Source organism: Pseudomonas sp. DWRC2-2 (genome assembly GCF_049897885.1).
In the GTDB taxonomy this organism is placed as follows: Bacteria; Pseudomonadota; Gammaproteobacteria; order Pseudomonadales; family Pseudomonadaceae; genus Aquipseudomonas; species Aquipseudomonas azotoformans_A.
The window spans coordinates 1374396-1398857 of sequence record NZ_JAFCXD010000002.1 but is presented as its reverse complement, the minus strand read 5'-3'; the positions used below and the strand labels follow the sequence as shown (position 1 = coordinate 1398857).

At 60.4% G+C, this 24462-nt stretch carries 22 protein-coding genes and 4 tRNA genes; 14 read left to right on the top strand and 12 right to left on the bottom strand.

Annotated elements, in window-relative coordinates:
- Positions 1–60: 60 nt before the first annotated feature.
- The 6 genes from ACP7EW_RS15090 (at position 61) to ACP7EW_RS15065 (ending at position 5342) form a co-directional block, all read left to right on the top strand.
- Positions 61–1137 carry an ABC transporter substrate-binding protein gene (locus ACP7EW_RS15090; protein WP_426217998.1) on the top strand — a complete coding sequence of 359 codons (1077 nt, stop codon included), beginning with the start codon at positions 61–63 and terminating at the stop codon, positions 1135–1137.
- Between the two features lie 109 nt (positions 1138–1246).
- Complete coding sequence (locus ACP7EW_RS15085) at positions 1247–2053, top strand: alkaline phosphatase family protein (protein ID WP_426217996.1); 807 nt, start codon at positions 1247–1249, stop codon at positions 2051–2053.
- A complete protein-coding gene (locus ACP7EW_RS15080; RefSeq protein WP_095015377.1) occupies positions 2050–2886 on the top strand; it encodes an ABC transporter permease in 837 nt (278 codons plus the stop codon). The genes ACP7EW_RS15085 and ACP7EW_RS15080 overlap by 4 nt, the downstream gene beginning before the upstream one ends.
- Positions 2873–3673, top strand: coding sequence for an ABC transporter permease (locus ACP7EW_RS15075; RefSeq protein WP_426217993.1), 801 nt, complete (start codon positions 2873–2875; stop codon positions 3671–3673). Before ACP7EW_RS15080 ends, ACP7EW_RS15075 begins: the two co-directional genes overlap by 14 nt.
- Positions 3670–4659, top strand: coding sequence for an ABC transporter ATP-binding protein (locus ACP7EW_RS15070; RefSeq protein WP_426217990.1), 990 nt, complete (start codon positions 3670–3672; stop codon positions 4657–4659). The genes ACP7EW_RS15075 and ACP7EW_RS15070 overlap by 4 nt, the downstream gene beginning before the upstream one ends.
- A 29-nt stretch (positions 4660–4688) precedes the next feature.
- On the top strand, positions 4689–5342 hold the full coding sequence (locus ACP7EW_RS15065; protein WP_426217988.1) for an HAD family hydrolase: 654 nt from the start codon (positions 4689–4691) through the stop codon (positions 5340–5342).
- A 145-nt stretch (positions 5343–5487) separates the two neighbouring features.
- Here ACP7EW_RS15065 and ACP7EW_RS15060 read toward each other — a convergent pair whose 3' ends face one another.
- Positions 5488–6450 (bottom strand): zinc-binding dehydrogenase, encoded by a 963-nt coding sequence (locus ACP7EW_RS15060; RefSeq protein WP_061435960.1) that lies wholly within the window; start codon positions 6448–6450, stop codon positions 5488–5490.
- Between the two features lie 138 nt (positions 6451–6588).
- On the opposite strand from ACP7EW_RS15060, the gene ACP7EW_RS15055 reads away from it, so the two are divergent.
- Positions 6589–8670, top strand: coding sequence for a carboxy terminal-processing peptidase (locus ACP7EW_RS15055; protein WP_426217986.1), 2082 nt, complete (start codon positions 6589–6591; stop codon positions 8668–8670).
- 118 nt (positions 8671–8788) lie between these two features.
- Positions 8789–10558 (top strand): bifunctional diguanylate cyclase/phosphodiesterase, encoded by a 1770-nt coding sequence (locus ACP7EW_RS15050; protein ID WP_426217985.1) that lies wholly within the window; start codon positions 8789–8791, stop codon positions 10556–10558.
- Here the strand turns inward: ACP7EW_RS15050 and ACP7EW_RS15045 are convergent.
- From ACP7EW_RS15045 to ACP7EW_RS15030, 4 genes are all read right to left on the bottom strand, one after another.
- Positions 10555–10926 (bottom strand): hypothetical protein, encoded by a 372-nt coding sequence (locus ACP7EW_RS15045; RefSeq protein WP_005786715.1) that lies wholly within the window; start codon positions 10924–10926, stop codon positions 10555–10557. The genes ACP7EW_RS15050 and ACP7EW_RS15045 overlap by 4 nt on opposite strands.
- Entirely contained in the window at positions 10923–11264 is a 342-nt protein-coding gene (locus ACP7EW_RS15040; RefSeq protein ID WP_426217982.1) for a helix-turn-helix domain-containing protein, read from the bottom strand. Before ACP7EW_RS15040 ends, ACP7EW_RS15045 begins: the two co-directional genes overlap by 4 nt.
- Before the next feature lie 93 nt (positions 11265–11357).
- Positions 11358–11816 carry a YkvA family protein gene (locus tag ACP7EW_RS15035; protein WP_033897693.1) on the bottom strand — a complete coding sequence of 153 codons (459 nt, stop codon included), beginning with the start codon at positions 11814–11816 and terminating at the stop codon, positions 11358–11360.
- A gap of 313 nt (positions 11817–12129) precedes the next feature.
- The gene (locus ACP7EW_RS15030; protein WP_033897692.1) at positions 12130–12861 is read right to left on the bottom strand and encodes an FKBP-type peptidyl-prolyl cis-trans isomerase; all 732 of its coding nucleotides are present in this window, start codon (positions 12859–12861) and stop codon (positions 12130–12132) included.
- A gap of 258 nt (positions 12862–13119) precedes the next feature.
- Here ACP7EW_RS15030 and ACP7EW_RS15025 point away from each other — a divergent pair, with 258 nt between their 5' ends.
- The 3 genes from ACP7EW_RS15025 (at position 13120) to ACP7EW_RS15015 (ending at position 16324) form a co-directional block, all read left to right on the top strand.
- A complete protein-coding gene (locus ACP7EW_RS15025; RefSeq protein ID WP_426217979.1) occupies positions 13120–14928 on the top strand; it encodes a di-heme-cytochrome C peroxidase in 1809 nt (602 codons plus the stop codon).
- On the top strand, positions 14925–16091 hold the full coding sequence (locus ACP7EW_RS15020; protein ID WP_426217977.1) for a catalase family protein: 1167 nt from the start codon (positions 14925–14927) through the stop codon (positions 16089–16091). Before ACP7EW_RS15025 ends, ACP7EW_RS15020 begins: the two co-directional genes overlap by 4 nt.
- 110 nt (positions 16092–16201) lie before the next feature.
- Positions 16202–16324 (top strand): hypothetical protein, encoded by a 123-nt coding sequence (locus tag ACP7EW_RS15015; RefSeq protein ID WP_426217975.1) that lies wholly within the window; start codon positions 16202–16204, stop codon positions 16322–16324.
- 3 nt (positions 16325–16327) lie between these two features.
- Here ACP7EW_RS15015 and ACP7EW_RS15010 read toward each other — a convergent pair whose 3' ends face one another.
- The 7 genes from ACP7EW_RS15010 to ACP7EW_RS14980 all read right to left on the bottom strand — a co-directional run bounded on the left by ACP7EW_RS15010 (position 16328) and on the right by ACP7EW_RS14980 (position 21789).
- Positions 16328–17263 carry a LysR substrate-binding domain-containing protein gene (locus ACP7EW_RS15010; RefSeq protein WP_426217973.1) on the bottom strand — a complete coding sequence of 312 codons (936 nt, stop codon included), beginning with the start codon at positions 17261–17263 and terminating at the stop codon, positions 16328–16330.
- A gap of 83 nt (positions 17264–17346) precedes the next feature.
- On the bottom strand, positions 17347–19353 hold the full coding sequence (locus tag ACP7EW_RS15005) for a CocE/NonD family hydrolase (RefSeq protein WP_426217971.1): 2007 nt from the start codon (positions 19351–19353) through the stop codon (positions 17347–17349).
- A 27-nt stretch (positions 19354–19380) separates the two neighbouring features.
- Positions 19381–20964: a BCCT family transporter gene (locus ACP7EW_RS15000; protein WP_426217969.1), complete on the bottom strand. Its 1584-nt coding sequence runs from the start codon at positions 20962–20964 to the stop codon at positions 19381–19383.
- A gap of 305 nt (positions 20965–21269) precedes the next feature.
- Positions 21270–21346 (bottom strand) — tRNA-Asp (locus tag ACP7EW_RS14995).
- A 19-nt stretch (positions 21347–21365) separates the two neighbouring features.
- Positions 21366–21441, bottom strand: a tRNA-Val gene (locus tag ACP7EW_RS14990).
- Between the two features lie 176 nt (positions 21442–21617).
- Positions 21618–21694: transfer RNA gene (locus ACP7EW_RS14985), tRNA-Asp, on the bottom strand.
- A 19-nt stretch (positions 21695–21713) separates the two neighbouring features.
- Positions 21714–21789, bottom strand: a tRNA-Val gene (locus tag ACP7EW_RS14980).
- Positions 21790–21948: 159 nt separating this feature from the next.
- Between ACP7EW_RS14980 and rdgC the strand changes: the two genes are divergently transcribed.
- From rdgC to sugE, 3 genes are all read left to right on the top strand, one after another.
- On the top strand, positions 21949–22869 hold the full coding sequence (gene rdgC, locus ACP7EW_RS14975; protein ID WP_010211632.1) for a recombination-associated protein RdgC: 921 nt from the start codon (positions 21949–21951) through the stop codon (positions 22867–22869).
- Positions 22870–23028: 159 nt separating this feature from the next.
- Positions 23029–23994 carry a bile acid:sodium symporter family protein gene (locus ACP7EW_RS14970; RefSeq protein ID WP_178955644.1) on the top strand — a complete coding sequence of 322 codons (966 nt, stop codon included), beginning with the start codon at positions 23029–23031 and terminating at the stop codon, positions 23992–23994.
- Positions 23995–24099: 105 nt separating this feature from the next.
- Positions 24100–24414 (top strand): quaternary ammonium compound efflux SMR transporter SugE, encoded by a 315-nt coding sequence (sugE, locus tag ACP7EW_RS14965; RefSeq protein WP_010211634.1) that lies wholly within the window; start codon positions 24100–24102, stop codon positions 24412–24414.
- The last annotated feature ends 48 nt before the right edge of the window (positions 24415–24462 follow it).

The following is a 24462-nucleotide window of genomic DNA, read 5'->3' as shown; positions in this document are numbered from 1 at the left end:
CCAACACCACCGCAAACGTCGATAAAAACGCAGCGTTGAAAACGCCCAAAGGAGCTTCGGATGAAACAGCTTTTCCTGGCATCACTGTTAGGCTCGACCATTGCCATGTGCACCGCCGCCATGGCCGCTGATACCGATCTAAAAACCCTGGAAGCTGCCGCAAAGGCAGATGGCGCCGTCAACAGCGTCGGCATGCCCGATGACTGGGCCAACTGGAAAGGCACCTGGGAAGACCTGGCCAAGACCTACGGCCTCAAGCACATCGACACCGACATGAGCTCGGCCCAGGAAATCGCCAAGTTCAAGGCCGAGAAAGACAACGCCAGCGCCGACATCGGTGACGTGGGCGCAGCGTTCGGTCCGATTGCGGTGAAGCAGGACGTCACCCAGCCGTACAAACCGTCCACCTGGGCCCAAGTGCCGGATTGGGCGAAAGACAAAGACGGCCACTGGGCCTTGGCCTACACCGGCACCATCGCGTTTATCGTCAACAAGAAGCTGCTGCACGGCTCTGAAGTGCCGACCAGCTGGGCTGACCTGCAAAACGGCAAGTACAAAGTCTCCATCGGTGACGTGAGCACTGCAGCGCAAGCGGCCAACGGTGTACTGGCAGCGGCCATCGCCAATAAAGGCGACGAAAAGAACATCGCCCCCGGCCTGCAATTTTTCACCAAGATCGCCCAGCAAGGCCGTCTCTCGCTGTCCAACCCGACCATCGCCACCCTGGAAAAAGGCGAAGTCGAAGTGGGCGTGGTCTGGGACTTCAACGGCCTGAGCTACAAGGCCAAGATGGCCAACCCGGACGACTACGTGGTGCTGATCCCATCGGACGGCTCGGTGAAATCCGGCTACACCACCATCATCAACAAATACGCCAAGCACCCGAACGCCGCGAAGCTGACCCGCGAATACATCTTCAGCGACGCAGGCCAACTCAACCTGGCGAAAGGCAATGCGCGCCCGATCCGCGCTGAAACCGACCTGAAACTGCCGGCCGATATCGCCAAGAACCTGATCCCGGGCGAGCAGTACACCAAGGCCAACCCGCAGCCGATCAAGGATGCGGATGCTTGGGAAGCCACGTCCAAGAAACTGCCTCAGTTGTGGAACGAGCAGGTCATCGTAGAGATGAAGTAAAGGTCTGAAATGCGGTCAGTGTGGGAGCTGGCTTGCCTGCTCCCACATTTTAAACCCAGCTAAGTCAGAGAAATTGAGTCAAACCTACTGTTGCGGAGCCCCAGCCCCCATGAAGCACAACGTCATCCTTGTCGTGCTCGACGGCCTGAACTTCGAGGTTGCGAGGCACGCCATGGGGCACTTGCAGGCCTATGTCGGCGCAGGACGCGCAGCCCTCTACAAACTGGAATGTGAACTGCCCGCCCTGTCCCGCCCGCTGTATGAGTGCATCCTCACCGGCGTGCCTCCGATCCAGAGCGGCATCGTGCACAACAACGTCTCGCGCCTGTCCAACCAGCGCAGCATTTTCCATTACGCCACCGACGCCGGCTTGACCACGGCAGCGGCGGCTTACCATTGGGTCAGCGAGTTGTACAACCGCACGCCCTTCCTCGCCGCCCGCGACCGTCATACCGACGACAAGTCACTGGCGATCCAGCACGGGCATTTCTACTGGAATGACCACTACCCGGATTCCCACCTGTTTGCCGACGCCGAGAGCCTGCGCCTCAAACACGCGCCGAACTTCCTGGTGGTGCACCCGATGAACATCGACGACGCCGGTCACAAGCACGGCCTCGACACCCCGCAATACCGCAACAGCGCACGCTCGGCCGACATTATCCTGGCCGACTACCTGCAAGCCTGGCTCGACGCCGGATACCAAGTGCTGGTGACCGCCGACCACGGCATGAACAATGACCGATCCCACAACGGCCTGTTGCCGGAAGAGCGCGAAGTGCCGCTGTTTGTCCTCGGCAATTCCTTCAGCCTGAACCCCAACGCCATGCCGAAACAGATCGACCTCTGCGGCACCGTCTGCGAGTTGCTGGGCGTGCCCCACGACAAACCTTTCTGCCGGGAGCTGTTGAAATGATCCGTGGCAAATGGCTGGCGCTGCTGTGCCTGGTGCCCTTCGCGCTATTCTTTACCGTGTTCGAAATCGCCCCATTGGTATGGGTGCTGATCAACAGCCTGCAAACGGAAGAGGCCGGTTGGGGCGTGGAAAACTTCGTGCGCATCTTCAGCTCGAAGTTCTACCTGCAAGCCATCCAGTTCAGTTTGGAGATCAGCTTCTACTCCAGCATCTTCGGCATCATTATCGCCACGCTGGGCAGCTACTCGTTGCGCCGGGTGGATTCGCCGCTGCGCAATTTCGTCACCGCCTTCGCCAACATGACCAGCAATTTTTCCGGTGTGCCCTTGGCCTTCGCGTTCATCATTTTGCTGGGCTTCAACGGCAGCATCACGATCATGCTCAAGCAGGCGGGGATCATTCAGGACTTCAACCTGTATTCGAAGACCGGCTTGATAATCCTCTATACCTACTTCCAGATTCCCCTGGGCGTATTGCTGCTGTACCCGGCCTTCGATGCATTGCGCGAAGACTGGCGTGAGTCGGCTGCACTGCTCGGCGCGAATGGCTGGCAGTTCTGGCGGCATATCGGCCTGCCCGTGCTCACCCCGGCCCTGCTCGGTACGTTCGTGATTCTGCTGGCCAACGCCCTGGGCGCCTACGCCACGGTGTACGCCTTGACCACCGGTAACTTCAACGTGCTGCCGATCCGTATCGCCGGGCTGGTCTCCGGTGATGTGTCCCTCGACCCGAACATGGCCAGCGCCCTGGCCGTGGTGCTGGTGGCGCTGATGACCGTGGTCACTGTGGTCCATCAACTGCTGCTCAAGAGGAGCTACCATGTCTCGCGCTGAAGCCGGCCCGGCCTCCCTCTACCATCGGGTGGTGGTGTGGCTGTTGTTTGCAATCCTGGTGCTGCCGTTGGTGGGCACCTTCGTCTACTCCATTGCCAGCAGTTGGTCAGCAACCATCCTGCCCGCCGGCTTCACGATGAAGTGGTACGTGCAGCTGTGGAGCGACCCGCGCTTTTTGATGGCCTTCGGGCAGTCGTTGCTGGTGTGTGTCGGCGCGCTGATCCTGTCGGTGGTATTGATTTTGCCGCTGCTGTTCGTGGTGCATTACCACTTCCCCAAGCTTGATGCGCTGATGAACATCCTGATCCTGCTGCCCTTCGCGGTGCCGCCGGTGGTGTCGTCGGTGGGCCTGCTGCAGCTGTATGGCTCCGGGCCGATGGCGATGGTGGGTACGCCGTGGATTTTGATCGGCTGCTACTTCACCGTCGCACTGCCGTTCATGTACCGGGCGATCACCAACAACCTGCAAGCCATCAACCTGCGCGACCTGATGGACGCCTCGCAACTGCTCGGCGCCAGCACCTGGCAGGCGGCGATCCTGGTGGTGCTGCCGAACCTGCGCAAAGGCTTGATGGTGGCGTTGCTGCTGTCGTTCTCGTTCCTGTTCGGTGAGTTCGTGTTCGCCAACATCCTGGTGGGCACCCGCTACGAAACCCTGCAGGTGTACCTGAACAACATGCGCAACAGCAGCGGCCATTTCACCAGTGCCGTCGTGATTTCCTATTTCTTCTTTGTGCTGGTGCTGACCTGGGCCGCCAACATCTTGAACAAGGACAAAAGCCAATGAGCTTCGTCAGCGTCCAACACCTGCAAAAAGGCTACGCCGGCACTCCGGTGTTCAGTGATATCAACTGCGAGATCACCAAGGGTGAGTTCGTCACCCTGCTCGGACCGTCCGGTTGCGGCAAATCCACACTGCTGCGCTGCATCGCCGGCCTGACCTCGGTGGACAGTGGGAAAATTCTGCTGGATGGGCAGGACATCGTCCCATTGAGCCCGCAGAAACGTCACATCGGCATGGTGTTCCAGAGCTATGCACTGTTCCCCAACATGACCGTGGAGCAGAACGTCGCGTTCGGTCTGCGCATGCAAAAGGTCAACGCCGACGATAGCCACAAGCGCGTGCAGGAAGTGCTGCAACTGGTAGAGCTCAAGGACCTCGCCGGTCGTTACCCGCACCAGATGTCCGGCGGCCAGTGCCAGCGTGTGGCCCTCGCCCGCTCCCTGGTCACCCGCCCACGTTTGTTGTTGCTGGATGAGCCGTTGTCGGCGCTGGATGCACGGATTCGCAAGCACCTGCGCGAGCAGATCCGCCAGATCCAGCGCGAGCTGGGGCTGACCACGATCTTCGTGACCCATGACCAGGAAGAAGCCCTGACCATGTCCGACCGGATCTTCCTGATGAACCAGGGCAAGATCGTGCAGAGCGGCGATGCAGAGACCCTCTACACCGCGCCGGTTGACGTGTTCGCCGCTGGTTTTATCGGCAACTACAATCTGTTGGACGCCGACAAGGCCAGCCAATTGCTGCAACGCCCGATCAACAGCCGCATTGCCATTCGCCCGGAGGCCATCGAACTGAGCCGCGACGGCGAACTGGACGCCCTGGTGCGCAGCCACAGCCTGTTGGGCAACGTGATTCGCTACCGCATCGAAGCGCGCGGCGTGGAGTTGGTGGTGGATGTGCTTAACCGTTCGGCTGACGATCTGTACCCCGAGGGGCAACGCCTGGCACTTTCCATCGACCCCAGCGCCCTGTGTGAAGTAGCCTGATGCAACGATTGATTGAGAGAGCGTGACCGATGGCATTGGTAATTTTTGATCTGGACGACACCCTCATCCACGGTGACTGCGCCACCCTGTGGAGCGAGCAGATGGGCCGCCTGGGCTGGGTCGACCCTGAGTCGTTCATGCGCAAGAACCACGAACTGATGGACGCCTACAGTCAGGGCAAGCTGAAAATGGAAGACTTCATGGACTTCAGCCTGGAGCCGATGATCGGCCGCACGCCGGAGGAAATCGAGCATTTAGTCGAGCCGTGGGTCGAGGACGTGATCGAGCCGTTGATCTACAGCGACGCCACCAAGACCATCGCCCGTCACCGCGCCAATGGCGACCGGATCCTGGTGATCTCGGCGTCGGGCACGCACTTGGTCACGCCGATTGCGGCGCGGATCGGGATTGATGAGGTGCTGGGGATCAACCTTGAAGTCAGCCATGGCGTGTACAGCGGGCATACCGTAGGTGTGCTGACTTACCGTGAGGGCAAGATCACGCGATTGCTGGAATGGTTGGAAAAGGAAGGTGAAACGCTGGGAGGCGCGTATTTCTATTCGGATTCGCGCAATGATTTGCCGTTGCTGCTGAAGGTGGATCATCCGCAGGTGGTGAACCCGGATCCCGTGTTACGTGCCCACGCGGAACAGGCTGGGTGGCCGATCCATCACTGGACCTGATTCAACAGAGATCAAAATGTGGGAGCGGGCTTGCTCGCGAAGGCGGTGTGTCAGATGAAACATTCTTCACAGATACGCCGCCTTCGCGAGCAAGTCGAATCGTCGCACCGCCGCTCCCACATTTGGACTGCATTCCAAATTGAGATCAGTTCAAGGCCTCATCAATCACTAACACCAACTTTCCAGAAATCCGGTTGGTCGCCAGCTCGGCAAACGCCGCCTCGGCATCCTTGATCGGGAAGGTCTTGGCCAGTTGCGGGCTAAGGCGCCCTTCAACAAACAACGGCCAAACATGCTGGCTCAAGTCGCTGAACAGGTCGGCCTTGAACTGATCACTGCGGCTTCGCAAAGTCGAGCCCAATAGCTGAATACGCTTGCCCAGCACCTGCGCCAGGTCCAACTTGGCCTCGCGACCGCCCATCAAACCGATCAACACCCAACGGCCATCCAGGGCGAGCAGCTTGAGGTCCAGCGCCGCATAGTCGCCACCCACCGGATCGAGGATCACATCAAACGGCCCGAAATCCCGCAGCCCTTCGAGGCCATCGGTGCGCACCACGCCGCCCTGGGCGCCGAGCGCCTCGCAATAGGCCAGGCGCTCCGCCGAGCCGACGCTGACCCAGCACGGGCTGCCAAACGCCTTGCACAACTGGATCGCCGCCGAGCCCACGCCACTGGCGCCAGCATGCAGCAGCACTTTCTCACCAGGCTTGAGGCCGGCCAGTTGGAACAGATTGAGCCACGCAGTGCTGTACACCTCAGGCAGCGCCGCCGCTTCGATCAGCGACAATCCTTCCGGCACCGGCAGAACGTGACGCGCATCCACCACCACTTCTTCGGCCATGCCACCCCCGGCCAACAGCGCGCAGACACGGTCACCGACTTGCCAGGATGAGCCCGCCCCCACTTCGCTGATCACCCCGGAACACTCCAGGCCCAGCACCTGGCTGGCGCCTGGCGGCGGTGGATAAAGCCCCGCGCGCTGTAATAAATCGGCGCGATTGAGGCCCGCTGCCGCCACACGAATGCGAACTTGCCCTACATCGCACGTAGGAACGGGTTCTTCCAACCACGCCACATGACCGTCAACGCCTTGCAATGCTTTCACACTGCCTCCATAGTGAGTCTGGACTGAGCCCGTAGCTGTATCGCCGGGCTTTTTGCATTATGCGACCGGACCATATGGAACCGGCTCCCTCAAAGACGGCCTAATATGCGTTATCAATTGCCCCCGCGTCGAATCAGCATGAAGCATTTGTTCCCCAGCACCGCCCTCGCTCTTTTCATTGGTCTCGGCTTTGCGTCGATGTCGACCAATACGTTCGCAGCCAACAGCTGGGACAACCTTCAGCCGGATCGCGATGAGGTGATTGCCAGCCTTAACGTCGTCGAGTTGCTCAAGCGCCATCACTACAGCAAGCCGCCGCTGGACGACGCACGCTCGGTGATCATCTATGACAGCTACCTCAAGCTGCTGGATCCGTCGCGCAGCTACTTCCTTGCCAGCGATATCGCCGAATTCGACAAGTGGAAGACCCAGTTCGACGACTTCCTCAAAAGCGGCGACCTGCAACCCGCATTCACCATCTACAAGCGCTACCTGGACCGCGTCAAAGCGCGTCTGGACTTCGCCTTGGGTGAGCTGAACAAAGGCGTCGACAAGCTCGACTTCACCCAGAAGGAAACCCTTCTGGTGGACCGCAAGGACGCGCCTTGGCTGACCAGCACCGCCGCCCTCGACGACCTGTGGCGCAAACGCGTCAAGGACGAGGTGTTGCGCCTGAAGATCGCCGGCAAAGAGCCTAAGGCTATCCAGGAGCTGCTGACCAAGCGCTACAAGAATCAGCTCGCGCGCCTGGACCAGACCCGCGCCGAAGATATCTTCCAGGCCTACATCAATACCTTCGCGATGTCCTACGATCCGCACACCAATTATCTGTCGCCAGATAACGCGGAAAACTTCGATATCAACATGAGTCTGTCGCTGGAAGGCATCGGTGCCGTCCTGCAAAGCGACAACGACCAGGTCAAGATCGTGCGTCTGGTGCCAGCAGGTCCGGCGGACAAGACCAAGCAGGTGGCTCCGGCCGACAAGATCATCGGTGTTGCCCAGGGTGACAAAGAGATGGTCGACGTGGTCGGCTGGCGTCTGGACGAAGTGGTCAAGCTGATCCGTGGGCCGAAAGGCAGCGTGGTGCGCCTGGAAGTGATTCCGCACACCAATGCGCCGAACGACCAGACCAGCAAAATCGTGTCCATCACCCGTGAAGCGGTGAAGCTCGAAGACCAGGCCGTGCAGAAGAAAGTCCTCAACCTCAAGCAGGATGGCAAGGACTACAAGCTGGGTGTGATTGAAATCCCGGCCTTCTACCTGGACTTCAAGGCCTTCCGCGCGGGCGATCCGGACTACAAGTCCACCACCCGTGACGTCAAGAAAATCCTGACCGAACTGCAGAAGGAAAAAGTCGACGGCGTGGTCATCGACCTGCGCAACAACGGCGGCGGTTCCCTGCAGGAAGCCACTGAGCTGACCAGCCTGTTTATCGACAAGGGGCCGACCGTGTTGGTGCGCAACGCTGACGGCCGCGTGGATGTGCTGGAAGACGAGAACCCAGGTGCCTTCTACAAAGGCCCGATGGCGTTGCTGGTCAACCGCCTCTCGGCTTCGGCTTCAGAGATTTTCGCCGGCGCCATGCAGGACTATCACCGCGCCCTGATCATCGGCGGCCAGACCTTCGGCAAAGGCACCGTGCAGACCATCCAGCCGCTGAACCATGGCGAGCTGAAACTGACGCTGGCCAAGTTCTACCGGGTTTCCGGCCAGAGCACCCAGCACCAGGGCGTACTGCCGGATATCGATTTCCCGTCGATCATCGACACCAAGGAAATCGGCGAAAGCGCCCTGCCGGAAGCCATGCCGTGGGACACCATCCGCCCTGCGATCAAGCCCGCTTCGGATCCGTTCAAGCCATTCCTGGCGCAGTTGAAGGCTGACCACGACACCCGCTCCGCCAAGGATGCCGAGTTCGTGTTTATCCGCGACAAGCTGGCCCTGGCGAAGAAGCTGATGGAAGAAAAAACCGTCAGCCTCAACGAAGTGGATCGCCGCGCGCAGCACTCCGACATCGAAAACAAGCAACTTGTCCTGGAAAACATCCGCCGCAAGGCCAAGGGTGAAGATCCACTCAAGGAGCTGAAGAAAGAAGACGAAGATGCGCTGCCGGCCGAAGCCGACAAGACCAAGCCGGAAGACGACGCCTATCTCGCCGAGACGGGCCGGATCCTGCTGGACTACCTGAAGATCACCAAACAGGTGGCCAAGCAGTAAATGATGGCGATTTAATGTGATCGCTCAGCAGAGTGTCATCATATAGACATCATTCTGTCGTGAAATGAAGGACCGCAGGTTTCCAGCCTGCGGTCCTTTTTTTTCGATCGAGATCGCCATGACCATGACCGAACAGCTGAATGCACTGGGCTCTATCCTGGCTCAAGGCAGTGTGCACAGCTTGTTCCAACCGATCATCAGCCTGTCCGAACGGCGCATTCTCGGCTATGAAGCCCTCAGTCGTGGCCCTTCCAACAGCCCGCTGCACTCCCCCATCGCCCTGTTCTCGGTGGCCAGCCAGGCCGGGCGGCTGAGTGAATTGGAGATCGCCTGCCGCGAAAGTGCGTGCCGACGCTTCAGTGAACAGAAGCTGCCGGGCAAGCTGTTCCTCAATGTCTCGCCGCAATCCTTGATGGAAACTGCACATCAACCAGGGCGCACTCTGCAATTGCTGCGCGACTTCGGTATTCCACCGAGCCAAGTGGTAATCGAGCTCACCGAGCAAACCCCCACCAACGATATCGACCTGCTGCAAACCGCCCTGCACCACTACCGCAACATGGGGTTCTCGATTGCCCTGGACGACCTGGGCGCCGGTTATTCCAGCCTGCGCCTATGGTCGGAGCTGCGCCCGGATTATGTGAAGATCGACCGCCACTTCATCGACGGCATCCATCAGGACGCGCTCAAGCGGGAATTTGTCGGCTCCATCCTGCAAATTGCCAAGGCGTCACGGGCCCAGGTGATTGCCGAAGGGATCGAGTTGCCTGAAGAGTTGGCGGTACTGACGGAGATGGGCGTGGACCTGGTCCAAGGCTACCTGCTCTGCCGTCCACAGGAGCAACCGCCGCAGGAAGCGCGCCTGATGCTGCCCAAGCCCGACAGCGCCAACGTGGCACTGAACGACGAAGGCAGTGACCTCAGCGCCCTGCTCAGCGAACAGCCAGCAGTAGATCAGGACACCGCCACCGCCCAAGTGCTCGAAGCGTTTCGCCGCCAGGCCAACCTCAATTCCCTGGCAGTGCTGGATGGGCGCGGGCACCCAATCGGTATCGTCCACCGACATTCACTGTCGGATGCACTGCTGAAACCCTTCGCCACCGACCTGTTTGCGCGCAAGCCCATCAGTCGCTTGATGAGCACCGACTTTCTGGCAGTGGAGCTGAGTCAGTCCCTGCAGCAAGTCAGCCGTTTGCTTACCAGTCGCGCGCGGCAACGCATCGAAGAAGACTTCATCATCACGCTCAATGGCGATTACCTGGGCCTGGGCCGGGTGATCGATGTGCTCAAGCTGATTACCGAATTGAAGATCCAACAAGCGCGCTACGCCAACCCGCTGACCCTGCTGCCGGGCAACGTGCCGATCCAGCAGTGCCTGACGCGATTGCTGCAACAGCAGCGCGAATCAGTGATTTGCTACGTGGATATCGACAGCTTCAAGCCATTCAACGATATCTACGGCTATGGGCGTGGGGATGAGGTGTTGTTGTGCCTGGCGCAGTGCCTGAACGACCGTGTCGACCCCAGCCGCGATTTTGTCGGGCATATCGGCGGTGATGACTTTTTGCTGGTACTGGGCCCGCAGGATTGGCGCAAACGCCTTAATCAGCTGCTGGATGACTTCCACACCCAATGCCGACGTTTCTACCGCGCCGAGCACCTTGAAGCGGGCTGCTTCGTGGCGCTCAACCGCCAGGGCGTGCGCCAGGAGTTTGCGCTGCTGTCACTGTCGATCGGCGTGGTGCATTTGTATCCACAGGCCTGTGGACAACTCGATGCCAGCCAGTTGGCGGAGCTGGCCTCGCAGGCCAAGCACCATGCCAAGGACATGGCCGGGTACAGCATCCATGTGATCGACAGCATGGACGCGCTGCCCCAGGCGCTTTAGGCCTCGGCAGACTCCGGGTACTCGTATTCGAACACCCGCACCACTTCCGATGCGTGCCAGGAGGCAGCGGCCACGCCATCGGACGGCCCACTGAAACGGCCCAGGCGCTCGACACATTCAAAGAAACCGGTACGCGGGAGGCGACTGGCGCCCTGGCTGATCACCAGCGAACTGCGCAGCGGCTGCTCGGCCTTGGCGTCCAACGCCGCCAGGTGCTCCAGAGCGGCAGCCAGGGTCTGCATGGCCGGCGTGGGGAATTGCAAGCGCTCCAGCAGCGCGCGGTAGGTCAGCAAATGGCGCTGGCGGCGCGCCTGGTCCAGTTCGTTGAGTAACCCATCCCAGTGTTGACGGCTGATACGTAGGCTCAAGATTCATCCCTCCAACCTGAAACGCCCAATTCCCAGGCCAGGCTGCGGCGGATTGCGGCATCCGGCTGGCGTTCACCACTTTCAATCAATCCAAGATATGAGGGGCTGATCCCCACGGTGCGGGCCAGGGTTTCAATCGCCAGGCCTTTGCCCTCACGCAAGCCGCGCAGGTCTGCGAGCGGGCGCAGGTCCTGTGCAGGGGCGGCTTGGGCAGGCGATGAGAGAGGAGGAAGCGAAGGTTGTTGCTGACCGGCAGCTTTTAGCAGCGCCTGGTACTGGTCCCATGGCAACACCGCGTACTCGGGTTCGCCATTGCGTGAAATTATCTGAATATCCATGACTGCCCCGTAGGATAACTGCACTTACTTAGTAAGCTCTTTCCTTAGGAGTGTAATCCTAACAGCCCTAAAGGTCGCAGGGGGATAGTCACGTCATGCGTTTTTTTGCGGGTTTTCCTTGGCCAGCAGAGCGGGCGTCGCAGGCAGGCGCTCAACCACGGCAAGCTTTTCCGGACGCTGGGCGTCGCGCCAGGCGCGAAAGGCGCTCAGTTCGCCGTCCAGGGTCTTCATGACCCACGCCAGCACGGCAATGTCGTCGAGCATGCCGAACATAGGGATGAAGTCTGGGATCGCATCGATCGGGCTCAAGAAGTACATCAAGCCTGCCACCACCGAGATCAGCGCCTTGGGGCTGATGGCCCGGTACTCGCCGCGCCAGTAAGCCAGGCACAAGGCCTGGAGCAACTTGAAGTCATCCTTGAGCTTGCCCAGGCGATTGCCCTGGCTGGAGCCCTTGGCGGCGACCGCGAACAGCAGCGTCGGCAAGCGCCCACGGCCCAGGAGGCGTGCGGCCATGGGCAGGAAACGGGTGAAATTGAAGGGTGGTTTCATCGGTCACTCCAGTTCCAGGCGACATAAAAGGTTATCCACACAAATTGTGGATAACCTTGTGAACAGAGCCTATTTTCTGCGCTGAAAGCCACGTAGTACAAGGCTTGCAGTCAGATCGGGCGTTTTTTGCGCACTGAAAAAAAACCCAAGATTTCATTGACTTGGCGTTGATGTGCGGCTACCCGTACTCGAGTCTTATATCAGACTGTTGCAGGCTGCAGGCGTTCGATCGGATGTGTGCGGGTGCGGGCTCTGCAACCCCCAGAAACAACAAAGCCCCGTCGAGACGGGGCGTTGTGTGTTCAGGCGCCTGTTACTTCTTGGCAGCCGGTGCAGCAGGAGCGTCAGCCTTGGCTGGGTCCTTGATGGCCAGCAGTTCCAGGTCGAATACCAGCACGGAGTTGGCTGGGATCGCTGGGCTTGGGCTTTGTGCGCCGTAGGCCAGGTCCGAAGGAATGTACAGCTCGACCTTCTCGCCCACGTGCATCAGTTGCAGGCCTTCGACCCAACCTGGGATTACGCCGCTGACCGGCAGGTCGATCGGGCTACCGCGGTCCACGGAGCTGTCAAAAGTGGTGCCGTTGGTGAGTTTGCCGGTGTAGTGCACAGTCACCACGTCAGTCGGCTTAGGCTGGGCGCCGTCGGCTTTCTTGGTGATCTTGTACTGCAGACCGGAAGCGGTGGTGACGACGCCGTCTTTCTTGGCGTTGTCTTCGAGGAATTTCTTGCCGGCGGCTGCCGACTCTTCACTCATCTTGGTCATGCGTTCTTCAGCACGTTTTTGCAGTGCGGCAAACGCTTCAACCAGCTCGTCGTCTTTGAGCTTCTGCTCTTTTTTGCCGACGGCATCTTCGATGCCTTGGGCTACTGCTTTGGAATCCAGGTCATCCATGCCTTCTTGGGCAAGGCTCTTGCCCATGTTCAGGCCGATGCCGTAGGAAGCTTTCTGCGCCGGGGTTTTCAGCTCTACGCTGGTCTGCGAATCACAACCCGCAAGTACCAGGCTAACCAGGGCCACCGCCGCCGCCAACCGATGCTGTTTCATGCTATTTCCTTGTTCATGCGCCAATAGGGCATTCGAATAAAGTCGCGAGCTTATCAGGCGGCCACGACCAATGGCTACCGGCATGTGAGCAGGAAACTTCTGATAAGTTCACGTGTTTAAAAGCATTTTCATTCATGATGGAGGCTCGCGAAGGATCGCGGTACCGCCCACTACCGGGCTCATGGCCACTTGCCGCACCTGTGGCGTAGTGGCATAACATCGCGACAACTCGACAAGGCCGAGACAAGGATAGCCATCTTGCGCATTTTTTCCCGTGTTTTACTCCTGATATTGATAGCTCTGGGCCTGATCCTGGCCGTGGTGCTCTATTACACCGTCAACCCCAAGCTGCCGGACTACGTGCCCGTGGAGCAGGTGCACTACCAGGACCAATGGAGTGCCGCCGACCGCCAGACCTATTACTTCACGCCTCAGGGCACCCAGGTAAAAGGCCTGCACTACGACTGGTTCACTGCCCTGGAGCTGCCGTTTTCCGAACAGCGTTTCGCAACGCCCGAGTATCTGGCGCGCTTTGGCTTCCTGGTGGACCCCAAGCAAGTGCCCACTGCGCAAAACCCCGGCAACCTGCCGGTGGGTTTCGCCCGGCATAAAAACGCCGGCAGCAACGCCCAATATCTGGATATCACCTGCGCCGCCTGCCACACCGGCGAATTGCATTACAAAAACCAGGCCCTGCGTATCGACGGCGGTTCCGCCCAGCACGTGCTGCCCTCCAGCGTGCCAACCTTGCGCGGCGGCAGTTTCGGTCAGGCCCTGGTCGCCAGCCTGGCGGCCACCTATTACAACCCGTGGAAGTTCGAACGTTTTGCCCGCCAGGTGCTGGGGGATCGCTACGACGCCGAGCACACGCAACTGCGTAAGGACTTCAAGCAGTCACTGAACCAGTTCCTCAAAGTGGCCTGGAACGACACTCACCGTGGCCTCTACCCTACTGAAGAAGGCCCAGGCCGTACGGATGCCTTTGGCCGTATCGCCAACGCCAGCTTTGGCGATGCCATTTCCCCGGACAACTATCGCGTCGCCAATGCGCCGGTGGACTACCCGCAGTTGTGGGACATCTGGACCTTCGACTGGGTGCAGTGGAACGGCTCGGCCCAGCAGCCCATGGCGCGTAACATCGGCGAGGCCCTGGGGGTCGGCGCGACGCTGGCGTTTTTCGACGACGCCGGCCAGCCACTCCAAGGCGACGCGCGCTACCCGTCCAGCGTGCGGGTACGCGACCTCAACCTGATCGAAGAAACCCTGCAACGCCTCAAGCCACCGACCTGGCCCGAGGACCTGTTCGGCACCGTCGACAAGCCGCTCGCCGCCCAAGGCCGCGCACTCTTTGCCGAAAACTGCGCCGGCTGCCATGTGCCCAGCGTCAGCCAGGAAGGCGGACGCCCGGTGCAACAGCTGAAAATGCTGCCAGTGGACTACATCGGCACCGACCCCGGCACAGCCAGCAACATCGCCGACCAGCGCTACGACCTCAGCGCGTTGCAATGGGACCTGGCGGAATTGGCCAAACTCAACGTCGAACTGCACCCCACGCCGACCGAGCCGCTGGACCTGAAAAAGATGTCCGTGGCCAAGGGCCTTGCCTACGTCACCGCGTTCGTCGAAGAACATGCCTACCGCGCCGCTGGCGTGACCCCGGCCGAACGCCCGCGCCTGGACGGTTACGGCCTGCCCATCGGCGTACGTGAGCTGCGCGCCTACAAGGCGCGGCCATTGGCGGGCGTGTGGGCGACGCCGCCGTTCCTGCATAACGGTTCGGTGCCGACGATCTACCAATTGCTCTCGCCCCAGGACGAGCGCAGCACCACCTTCTATAAAGGCACGTTCAACTACGACCCGCGCCACCTCGGCTTCGAGACCGGTGCGTTCAAGAATGCCTTCCTGTTCGATACCAAAATCACCGGCAACCACAACAGCGGTCACGAATTCCGTGCCGGCAGTCGTGGCAACGGCGTAATCGGCCGTGGCCTGCTGCCGCAGGAACGCTGGGCGCTGCTGGAATACCTCAAAGTGCTGGGCGGCCCGCTGGAGCAACAACTGCCATGATGATTCGATCCCCCTACGACCGACCTTCCCTGCTCGCACGCCTGTGGCTGCGCATCGGCGCGTTTCTGGGCAAGACTCTGCTGTGGCTGGTGGGCCTCGGCCTGCTCGGTTGGCTGGGCGCCAGTGCCTGGTACGCCTGGCAACACAGCGGCCCGGTGTCGCCGAATGAGCAGATTCCGCCCGGCGAAGCGGCGATGACCCAAGGCATCATCCAGACGGCGGTGCGCATCGTCGACCAGCACCGCGAAGGCACACGCTACCTGCGCGATGCCCACGCCAAGGCCCATGGTTGCGTGAAGGCCGAGGTCAACGTGGTACCTGATCTTGATCCAGCATTGCGCCAAGGCGTGTTCGCCGAACCGGGCAAGACCTGGCAGGCGATGATGCGGCTGTCCAACGGCAACGCCTACCCGCAGTTCGACAGCATCCGTGATGCGCGGGGCATGGCGCTCAAGCTGCTGGACGTGCCGGGCAAGCAACTGCTGGCCGACCAACAGGCGCGCACGGAACAGGACTTCGTGATGTTCAGCCACCCGAACTTCTTTGTCAGCGATGTGGCGGAGTACGCGCAGAACATCGGCGCGCAAGCAGATGGCAAGAAAGTCCTGGCGTTCTTCCCCAAGGCCGACCCACGGACCTGGCAGGTACGTCATTTGTTTATCGCCCTGGCGACCCTGGCGCCCGCACCGGCGAGCCCGACGCAGACCACCTACTTTTCGGTGTCGCCCTACAAGTTCGGCGCGGCCAACGCCAAGTTCCGCGTCGCACCCGACCCGCAGAGCTGCCCGGAATATCAACTGCCCAAGCAGAACCAGGCCCTGCCGAACTTCCTGCGCAGCGCCTTGAGCCAGCAGTTGTCCACTGACCGCGTGCCTGCGTGTTTCGTGCTGCAGATCCAGCGGCAGAACCCGCAGAAATTCATGCCGATCGAAGACACCAGCATCGAATGGAAGGAGAGCGATGCGCCCTATGAAACCGTGGCCAAGGTGCGTATACCGGCGCAGGATTTCGACACACCCGAGCAGAACCTGGCGTGCGACAACCAGTCGTTCAACCCCTGGTTTGGTGTAGCGGAACACCGCCCAATCGGCGGCATCAACCGCTTGCGCAAAGCCGTGTATGAAGCGGTCAGCGATTACCGCCACAGCCGCAACGCTCCGTAAAGAATGCGTAACAATGGACCCGACGGCGTAAGGATTGCGTCGGGTCTATTGAGCCGTTTTCACCCCGCCTCTACCGTGAGTGCCTACCCCATCACCCGTAGGAAATCACCGTGGAAAGCTCAACCCTCGGCATGATCGTACTGACCCTGATCGCCGTGTTCGGCACCGCGTCTTTTTGCTTCGAACACCTGGCGACACGCCAGGCCAAAAAGAAAAAAACCGGCCAGCACTGACCCTCAGCCAGCCTGTTCTGCCTGTGCCGTCCGAGCCTGCAACCACTGACGAAAACTGCGCACCGCCGCCGGAGGGTTGCGGTGGTGCGGCTGCATCAGGTGCAGGCGGCCACGACTGTGCATGCTGTGGGGTAAGGCCATTTGCAGGCGCCCGGAATCGAGGTCGCTGTCCAGCAAGCGCTTCCAGCCGAGGGCGACACCGTGCCCCATCACCGCCGACTGCATCAACAGTTGATAGCTGTTGGTGCGCAAGGCGTGACGCGGCGAGTAGTAATCGGCGCCCGCATCGGCAAACCAGTCGGCCCAGGTGAGCCAGTCGTGATGGTGGTCCTCGACGATCAGCAAAGTGTGAGCGTGCAACAAGTGATGCAGGTCGCGAATCGGGCCGTGACGCTCAAGGTAATCGGGGCTGCACACGGTGATGACCTGTTCGCTGTCAAACACCGGTGACAGCTCAAGGCCGTGGGGCGCCGCCAGTTCATCCAAGTGATAGAACAAACCCAGGTCGTATTCGCTGACATCCAGGTGGCTGGGACTTTCGCTGCACAGGATACGGATATCCAGGTCCGGGTGGTCGCGCTGGAACTGCGGCAACAGACCGGACAGCCAGATGGAACTGATGGTGGGCGTGCTGGCCAAGGTCAACTGGCGGTCGGCACCGCGCCTGCGCAACTCGGCGGACTCGCGGTCAAGCTCGCGCAACAGGCGTTGGACGGTACGGAAATAACGTACCCCGGCGGGTGTCAGGCTCAAGCCCTGGGCCAGTCGATAAAACAGCGGGCGAGCCAGGTCTTCTTCGAGGCGTTTGACCTGGCGGCTGACTGCGCTCTGGGTCAGGTTCAGTTCATGGGCCGCCTGGGTAAAGCTCAAATGGCGGGCCGCCGCTTCGAAGGTCTGCAAGCAGTTGAGGGGAGGAAGATCGACGTTTCGGCGCGACATGAGCAAGTCCATTGGCAATGACGGGCCCAGGTTACCCCAGGCCCGCAGAGATCACGTTGGCGTGCATCCTGCCAGTTGCCTGCTCAGAGCGCGACCCTGGCCACGCGTTTACTCCATTGCCGACGGTGTTCCAACTGGCCGTTTTCCCAGGCGGTCTGCTCCGCTTCGATGTAGAACCACTCGGCATCGGCGTGCACGCTCAAGTGGCTTTCCACCTCCACGGTCCACTGATCACGGCCGACACGGTAGTGCCATTCGATATCGGCGCGCGTCGACAGCGGGTCCCAAGGCAAGGTGCGGTATTGCTCGGTGCAACGCTGGTCCACCGACAAGCCGTGGTCGGTAAAACGCACCGAACCCAAGTCATCTTCGATTTTCACGCAGACTTCGCCACTGCCTACGTCTTCGATCAGCGTACGTTTCGGCGCAGCAGCACGTAGGACTTCCATCGCCACCGGCGTAGCCGACTGCGGCGCTTCGAACGGGCAGTCCACCGCCTCGCCGTTGAATATCGGCAGCTGCAGGCTTTGCAGGCTCGGCAGCAATGTCAGCGTGGTCAGCTCGCGGCTCGGCCACAGCAACGGGAAACTCGCGGTGCTGAGGGCCAGGCGCAAACGGTAGCCGGCGGGCAGGCGCATGCCGATGTGGTCGAGGTTTAACTGCACATCCATCGGCTCTCCTGGGACTACAGGCGTTACCTGGGAAAAGTCCTCACGCAAGGTGAGATTAAGCACACCGTAGCTGATCTGCGTGACCTGCCCGTCCGGCGCTATCGCATTCAGCCGGGCGACCAATTGGCCACAGGCGGTGTCACTGGCCAGGCGCAACTTAAGACGTGCATCGCCGAGCAGCGCCAGCGACTCGGTCAGCGGCTGGGAGTCGAAGCACAGCGAGTGGGCGTCATCACGGCGTTGATCCGTCGGCCCGTCGGGGCCAAACCAGATGGCACAGTATTCGCCCTGATGCAGGCCGGTGGTCAGCGGCGAGCAGATGGTGCGCGGCGTCGCCAAAGGCTTTGATCCTGCACTCAGGCCCTGTTCACCGAGACTGAAATCGGTCCATTGCACCTGCGGATCCGGCCAACCTGCCGTTTGCACCCAAATCCCCGGCCGCTCGGCATAACTGCCCTTCGGCGGCAGAATATCCTGTAGGTAAAAAGTGCAGGCTGCGTCATCCATTACCCCGTTATCGATGCCCTTAAGCCAGTGATCCCACCAGCGTTTGGCCTCTTGCAGAAAACCAATGGCCGGGTTCGGCACGGCAAAATGCGGGTACTTGTGGATCCACGGTCCGATCATGGCTTTCTTCGGGCCCGGCAGGTTTTGCATCAGGCGCGAAACGGTGTTGCGATAGGCATCGCCCCAGCCGCCGACGGCATACACGGCCGCCTTGATCTTTGAATAGTCCTCGCACACCGAGCCGTGGCGCCAGTAATCATCGCGGGTCTGGTGTTGCAGCCAGGTTTCCGCCAGCAACGGCATGGCGTCCAGGCGTTGGTGCCAGAGGCTTTTCCAGTCGTCGACCAACAGCGGGTCAGGCACCGCCGCGCTGAAGTTGAGCATGGTGGCAGCCCAGCCGAAGTTCTCCATCAACAGGTTGCCGCCCTTGTAATGGATGTCGTCGGCGAAGCGGTCATCGGTGGAGCACAAGGTGATGATTGCTTTCAACGCCTGGGGCTGGCGCGCCGCGACTTGCAGGCCGTTGAAGCCGCCCCAGGAAATGCCCATCATGCCGACATGGCCGTCGCACCAGGGTTGCTGGCACAACCAGTCGATCACTTCGAGGGCATCTTCCTGTTCCTGCAACAGGTATTCATCGGCCATCAAGCCCTGGGATTCGCCGTTGCCTCGCATGTCCACCCGCACACACACATAGCCCTGCCCTGCCATCCACGGGTGGGTCAGCGCATCGCGTACGGCGGTGCCATCGCGTTTGCGGTACGGCAGGTATTCGAGGATTGCCGGGAAGGTCTGCAAACCGGCGACTTCCGGCAACCAGATGCGCGCGGCCAGTTGGGTGCCGTCCTTCAAGGGGATCAGGCAGTGCTCGATTTCGCGCACGGTGTAAGCAAATTCAGTGACGATGTCCATCAGTAACTCCTACAGCGGTTCAATCGATCAGCGGGCGAAATCCGGCACCGGGCTGGCGCCGCGCAGTTCCGTCTCGGGGGTCAGCTGAAGGCGTTTCACGTCCAGCAATGCGGGGTTTTTCAACCAGAAGATCAGCGAGGTACTGGCCAGCAACACCAGGATCATGCCCGGCAGGCCGCCGAGGTTGGAGAGCATCTTCACGCCGTCAATGCCGACGAATGAGACCATCACCCACGACACCGAGCCGATGATCACGCCCCAGACGATCTTCAACAGCGGGTTGCCGTCCAGGTCGGAATCGGCGGTCACGCCTTTGCTGCACAGGTTGGCGATCACATCGGTGCTGGAGTCGGCGGCAGTGACAAAGGAGATGAACGCCACGAACAGCAGGAACGCGATCATCAGGCCGCTCGCCGGCAGTTGCTGGAACATCTGGTACAGCACGTGCTCCACCCCCTGCTCGTTCAGCACACGGTTGAGGCTGCCGTCGCCCAGCGCATCGAAGTACAGGCTGGTGCCGGAGAAGATGCAGATCCACACCGCCGTGAACAGCGCCGGGTAGAGCATGTTGATATGGATGAATTCACGCACCGTGTAGCCACGGCCGATCTTGCCGAGGAACAACGCGCTGACCGGCGCCCAGGCAAACCACACCGACCAGTAGAACACCGTCCAGCTGTGCGGCCAGGTGTCGCCACTGGCGGCGCCGGTGAACAGGCTGCGGCTGAAGAAGGTGTCGAGGTACACGCCCAGGGACTCGACGCCGAGGCTGAACATGTACAGGGTCGGCCCGCACAACAGCACGAACAGCCCCAGGGCCAGCATGATCCAGGTGTTGAACGAAGACAGCATCACAATGCCTTTCTGCAGGCCGCTGGCGGCCGAGGCAACAAAGGTGATGACGATGATTGCAATAATGATGGCCAGGCGGAACGGTGTGGTTTCACCGCCGATGTACTGGGCCAGGCCACCGGCCAGGGTCAATGCGCCGGTGCCCAGGGACGACGCCATGCCGGCCACCAGGGCGAACATCGCCAGGGTGTCGATCAGCCCGGCATAGCGCCGGACCCGCGCTTCGCCCAGCAACGGTTCAAGCATGGCGCCGATGGAAAAGTTGCTGCGACGGTTGTAGAACACCAACGCAAACACCAGCGAGGGCACCAGGTAGATGGCGTAGGGCGTGATGGTCCAGTGCAGGAACATCGTCGACATGGCAAAGCTCTTCGCCGCCGAGCTGCCCGCCTCGATCGGCAGGCTGGTGGGCGGGCCGTACAGGTGGTAAAGCGGTTCGGCGGTGGTCCAGAACAGCACGCCCACCGCCAGCGTGGTGCACAGCGCCACCATGAACCAGCGCCACTTGCTCAGCAACGGCTGGGCGTCTTCACCGCCGATACGCACCTTGCCCAGCGCGGAAAAGTAGACGATCGCAGTCAGCACCACCATGGCAAACGAGCCGGCACTGAACAGCCATGAGAAGTTCTTCAGGATCAGGTTGTTGAGCTGTTTGCTGACCGCAAGGAATGCATTCAGGTCAACGTAGCTGGCGATCACTGCCGCCAGCAGGATCAGGAACGTTGGCCAGAACACCAACGGACGCAGTGGATATTTCATAGAGAGCCATTCCCCTTGCAGACTATTTTTATGTTGGAGAGCGAGTCCCCGCAGCATCCTGCTGCCGGTAACCCGCCTGGAAGTCTTCGCGTGGCTATAGATAAACGTTTAAGCGACCGAGGGCGCAATCAACCAATGTGCATGGGGGTATTCCCCCACGTCATGACGCACCCGTACAGTTCAGGACGAATAAGCAGTGCACAACGGGAGTGCGCAAAGAGGATAAATCGCAGACGAAAAAAAGCCCGCTCAATGAGCGGGCTTCTTGGGGTGACCTGGCGTTCAGTGTTCCAGGTGACCGAATATGGCGCAGCGGACGGGACTCGAACCCGCGACCCCCGGCGTGACAGGCCGGTATTCTAACCGACTGAACTACCGCTGCGCGTAACACGTAAAACGAATGGTGGGTGATGACGGGATCGAACCGCCGACATTCTGCTTGTAAGGCAGACGCTCTCCCAGCTGAGCTAATCACCCTTCGTTTCGGTGTGGGCGCATCATACACCAAAAAATCGTAATGTCTTGATTTAAATGCAATTTATTTAAAAAAAGTTTAAATCGCGATTTTTTGCCATATTCCGGACAAAGAAAAGCCCGCGATTAAGCGGGCTTTCTGTGGTGACCTGGCGTTCAGTGTTCCAGGTTACCGAATATGGCGCAGCGGACGGGACTCGAACCCGCGACCCCCGGCGTGACAGGCCGGTATTCTAACCGACTGAACTACCGCTGCGCGTAACACATAAAACGAATGGTGGGTGATGACGGGATCGAACCGCCGACATTCTGCTTGTAAGGCAGACGCTCTCCCAGCTGAGCTAATCACCCTTCGTTTCGGTGTGGCGCGCATTCTACGGAGCGACCTTGAGTCTGGCAAGCACTTTCTTAAATCTTTTTTTTGATAGCTTCCAATGGCTTAGGCAGGGTTGGCCTGGGACGTTATCAAGAGAATAATGCCCCCCTTTGTATAAAGGAGAGACTCACCCCATGTGGTTCAAGAACCTGCTTATCTATCGCCTGACCCAAGATCTGCCTGTTGATGCCGAGGCGTTGGAAGCGGCCATGGCCACCAAACTGGCGCGCCCTTGCGCGAGCCAGGAATTGACCACCTACGGTTTCGTCGCGCCTTTTGGTAAAGGTGAAGACGCGCCCTTGGTCCACGTCAGCGGTGATTTCCTGCTGATCGCTGCGCGCAAGGAAGAGCGCATCCTGCCGGGCAGCGTAGTGCGTGACGCACTGAAAGAGAAAGTCGAAGAAATCGAGGCCGAGCAAATGCGCAAGGTCTATAAGAAGGAACGCGACCAGATCAAGGATGAAATCATCCAGGCCTTCCTGCCACGCGCCTTTATCCGTCGCTCGTCGACCTTCGCCGCCATCGCGCCGAAACAGGGCCTGATCCTGGTGAACTCGGCCAGCCCGAAACGCGCCGAAGACCTGCTGTCGACCCTGCGGGAAGTGATCGGCACCCTGCCGGTTCGCCCACTCACCGTGAAAACCGCGCCCACCGCAATCATGACCGACTGGGTCACCACCCAGAAGCCGGCCGATGACTTCTTCGTCCTCGACGAATGCGAGCTGCGCGACACCCACGAAGACGGCGGCATCGTGCGTTGCAAGCGCCAGGACCTGACCGGCGAAGAGATCCAACTACACCTGACCACTGGCAAAGTCGTGACCCAATTGTCCCTGGCCTGGCAGGACAAGCTGTCCTTCATGCTTGACGACAAAATGACCGTCAAGCGCCTGAAGTTCGAAGACCTGTTGCAAGACCAGGCGGAACAGGACGGCGGCGACGAGGCCCTGGGCCAACTGGATGCGAGCTTCACATTGATGATGCTGACGTTCGGCGATTTCATCCCGGCGCTGGTTGAAGCACTGGGCGGTGAAGAGACACCACAGGGCATTTAACGCCTTGTGAAGATCAAACTGTGGGAGCGGGCTTGCTCGCGAATGCGGTGTGCCAGTCAATGAATATGTTGACTGATCCACCGCATTCGCGAGCAAGCCCGCTCCCACATTTGGATCCGGTTTCCACTCCGACTACCTCTCTAATAAAAGGACATCCCCATGCGCGCACTCGCCGCCTTGAGCCGCTTCGTCGGCAATACCTTCGCCTACTGGGTATTGCTCTTCGCCGTCGTCGCTTTCCTCGAACCCAACTGGTTCATCGGCCTGAAAAGCGCCATCGTCCCGTTGCTGGGCCTGGTGATGTTCGGCATGGGGCTGACCCTCAAACTCGATGACTTCGCCGAGGTCGCCCGCCATCCGTGGCGCGTGGCCCTGGGCGTGGTCGCGCACTTCGTGATCATGCCGGGCGTGGCGTGGTTGCTGTGCCAGGCGTTCCACCTGCCGCCGGAAATCGCCGTCGGCGTGATCCTGGTCGGTTGCTGCCCAAGCGGCACCTCGTCCAACGTGATGACCTGGTTGGCCCGTGGCGACCTGGCGCTGTCGGTGGCCATCGCCGCCGTCACCACCCTCCTCGCCCCGCTGCTCACCCCGGCGCTGATCTGGCTGCTGGCGTCGGCCTGGCTGCCGGTGTCGTTCATGGAATTGTTCTGGTCGATCCTGCAAGTGGTGCTGCTGCCGATCGTGCTCGGCGTACTGGCGCAACGTCTGCTCGGTGAACGGGTACGCCATGCGGTGGATGTGTTGCCGCTGGTGTCGGTGGTGAGCATCGTGATCATCGTCGCGGCGGTGGTGGCGGCGAGCCAGGCGAAGATTGCCGAGTCGGGCCTGCTGATCATGGCGGTGGTGATGCTGCACAACAGCTTTGGTTACCTGCTGGGTTACTTCACCGGCCGCGTATTCAAGCTGCCATTGGCACAGCGCAAGTCGCTGGCGCTGGAAGTGGGCATGCAGAACTCCGGGCTGGGCGCCGCCTTGGCCAGCGCGCACTTTTCGCCATTGGCGGCAGTGCCGAGTGCGTTGTTCAGCGTCTGGCACAATATTTCCGGGGCGTTGCTGTCGACCTACTTCCGCCGCATGAGCGAAAAGGAAGACCGTCGCGTGCTGGAGAACACCCCGCAAACTTGATCAGCCGAGCACTTTTCGGCACTCTACCGAGCTGCGCGGGGACGACCCCGCGACGCTTCAAGCGGCTAATCCGGGGACGACCCCACCTAACGTTAGGAGGTCATCATGTCCTGGATCATTCTGTTTTTCGCAGGTCTGTTTGAAGTTGGCTGGGCCGTCGGCCTGAAGTACACCGATGGTTTCAGCAAGCCTTTGCCCACGGCTCTGACGATTGCCGCCATGGCCGTCAGCCTCGGCCTGCTGGGGTTGGCCATGAAGGAACTGCCGCTGGGCACGGCCTATGCCATCTGGACCGGCGTGGGCGCCGTGGGCACCGTGATTGCCGGGATCATCCTGTTTGGGGAGTCCATGGCGTTGTTCCGGCTGGCCAGCGTGGCGCTGATCATTTGTGGGCTGATTGGCCTGAAAATCTCTACATAACCCTGCGGGCGATGGCGGCCTGAAAATCGCCATCGCCGGCAAGCCGGG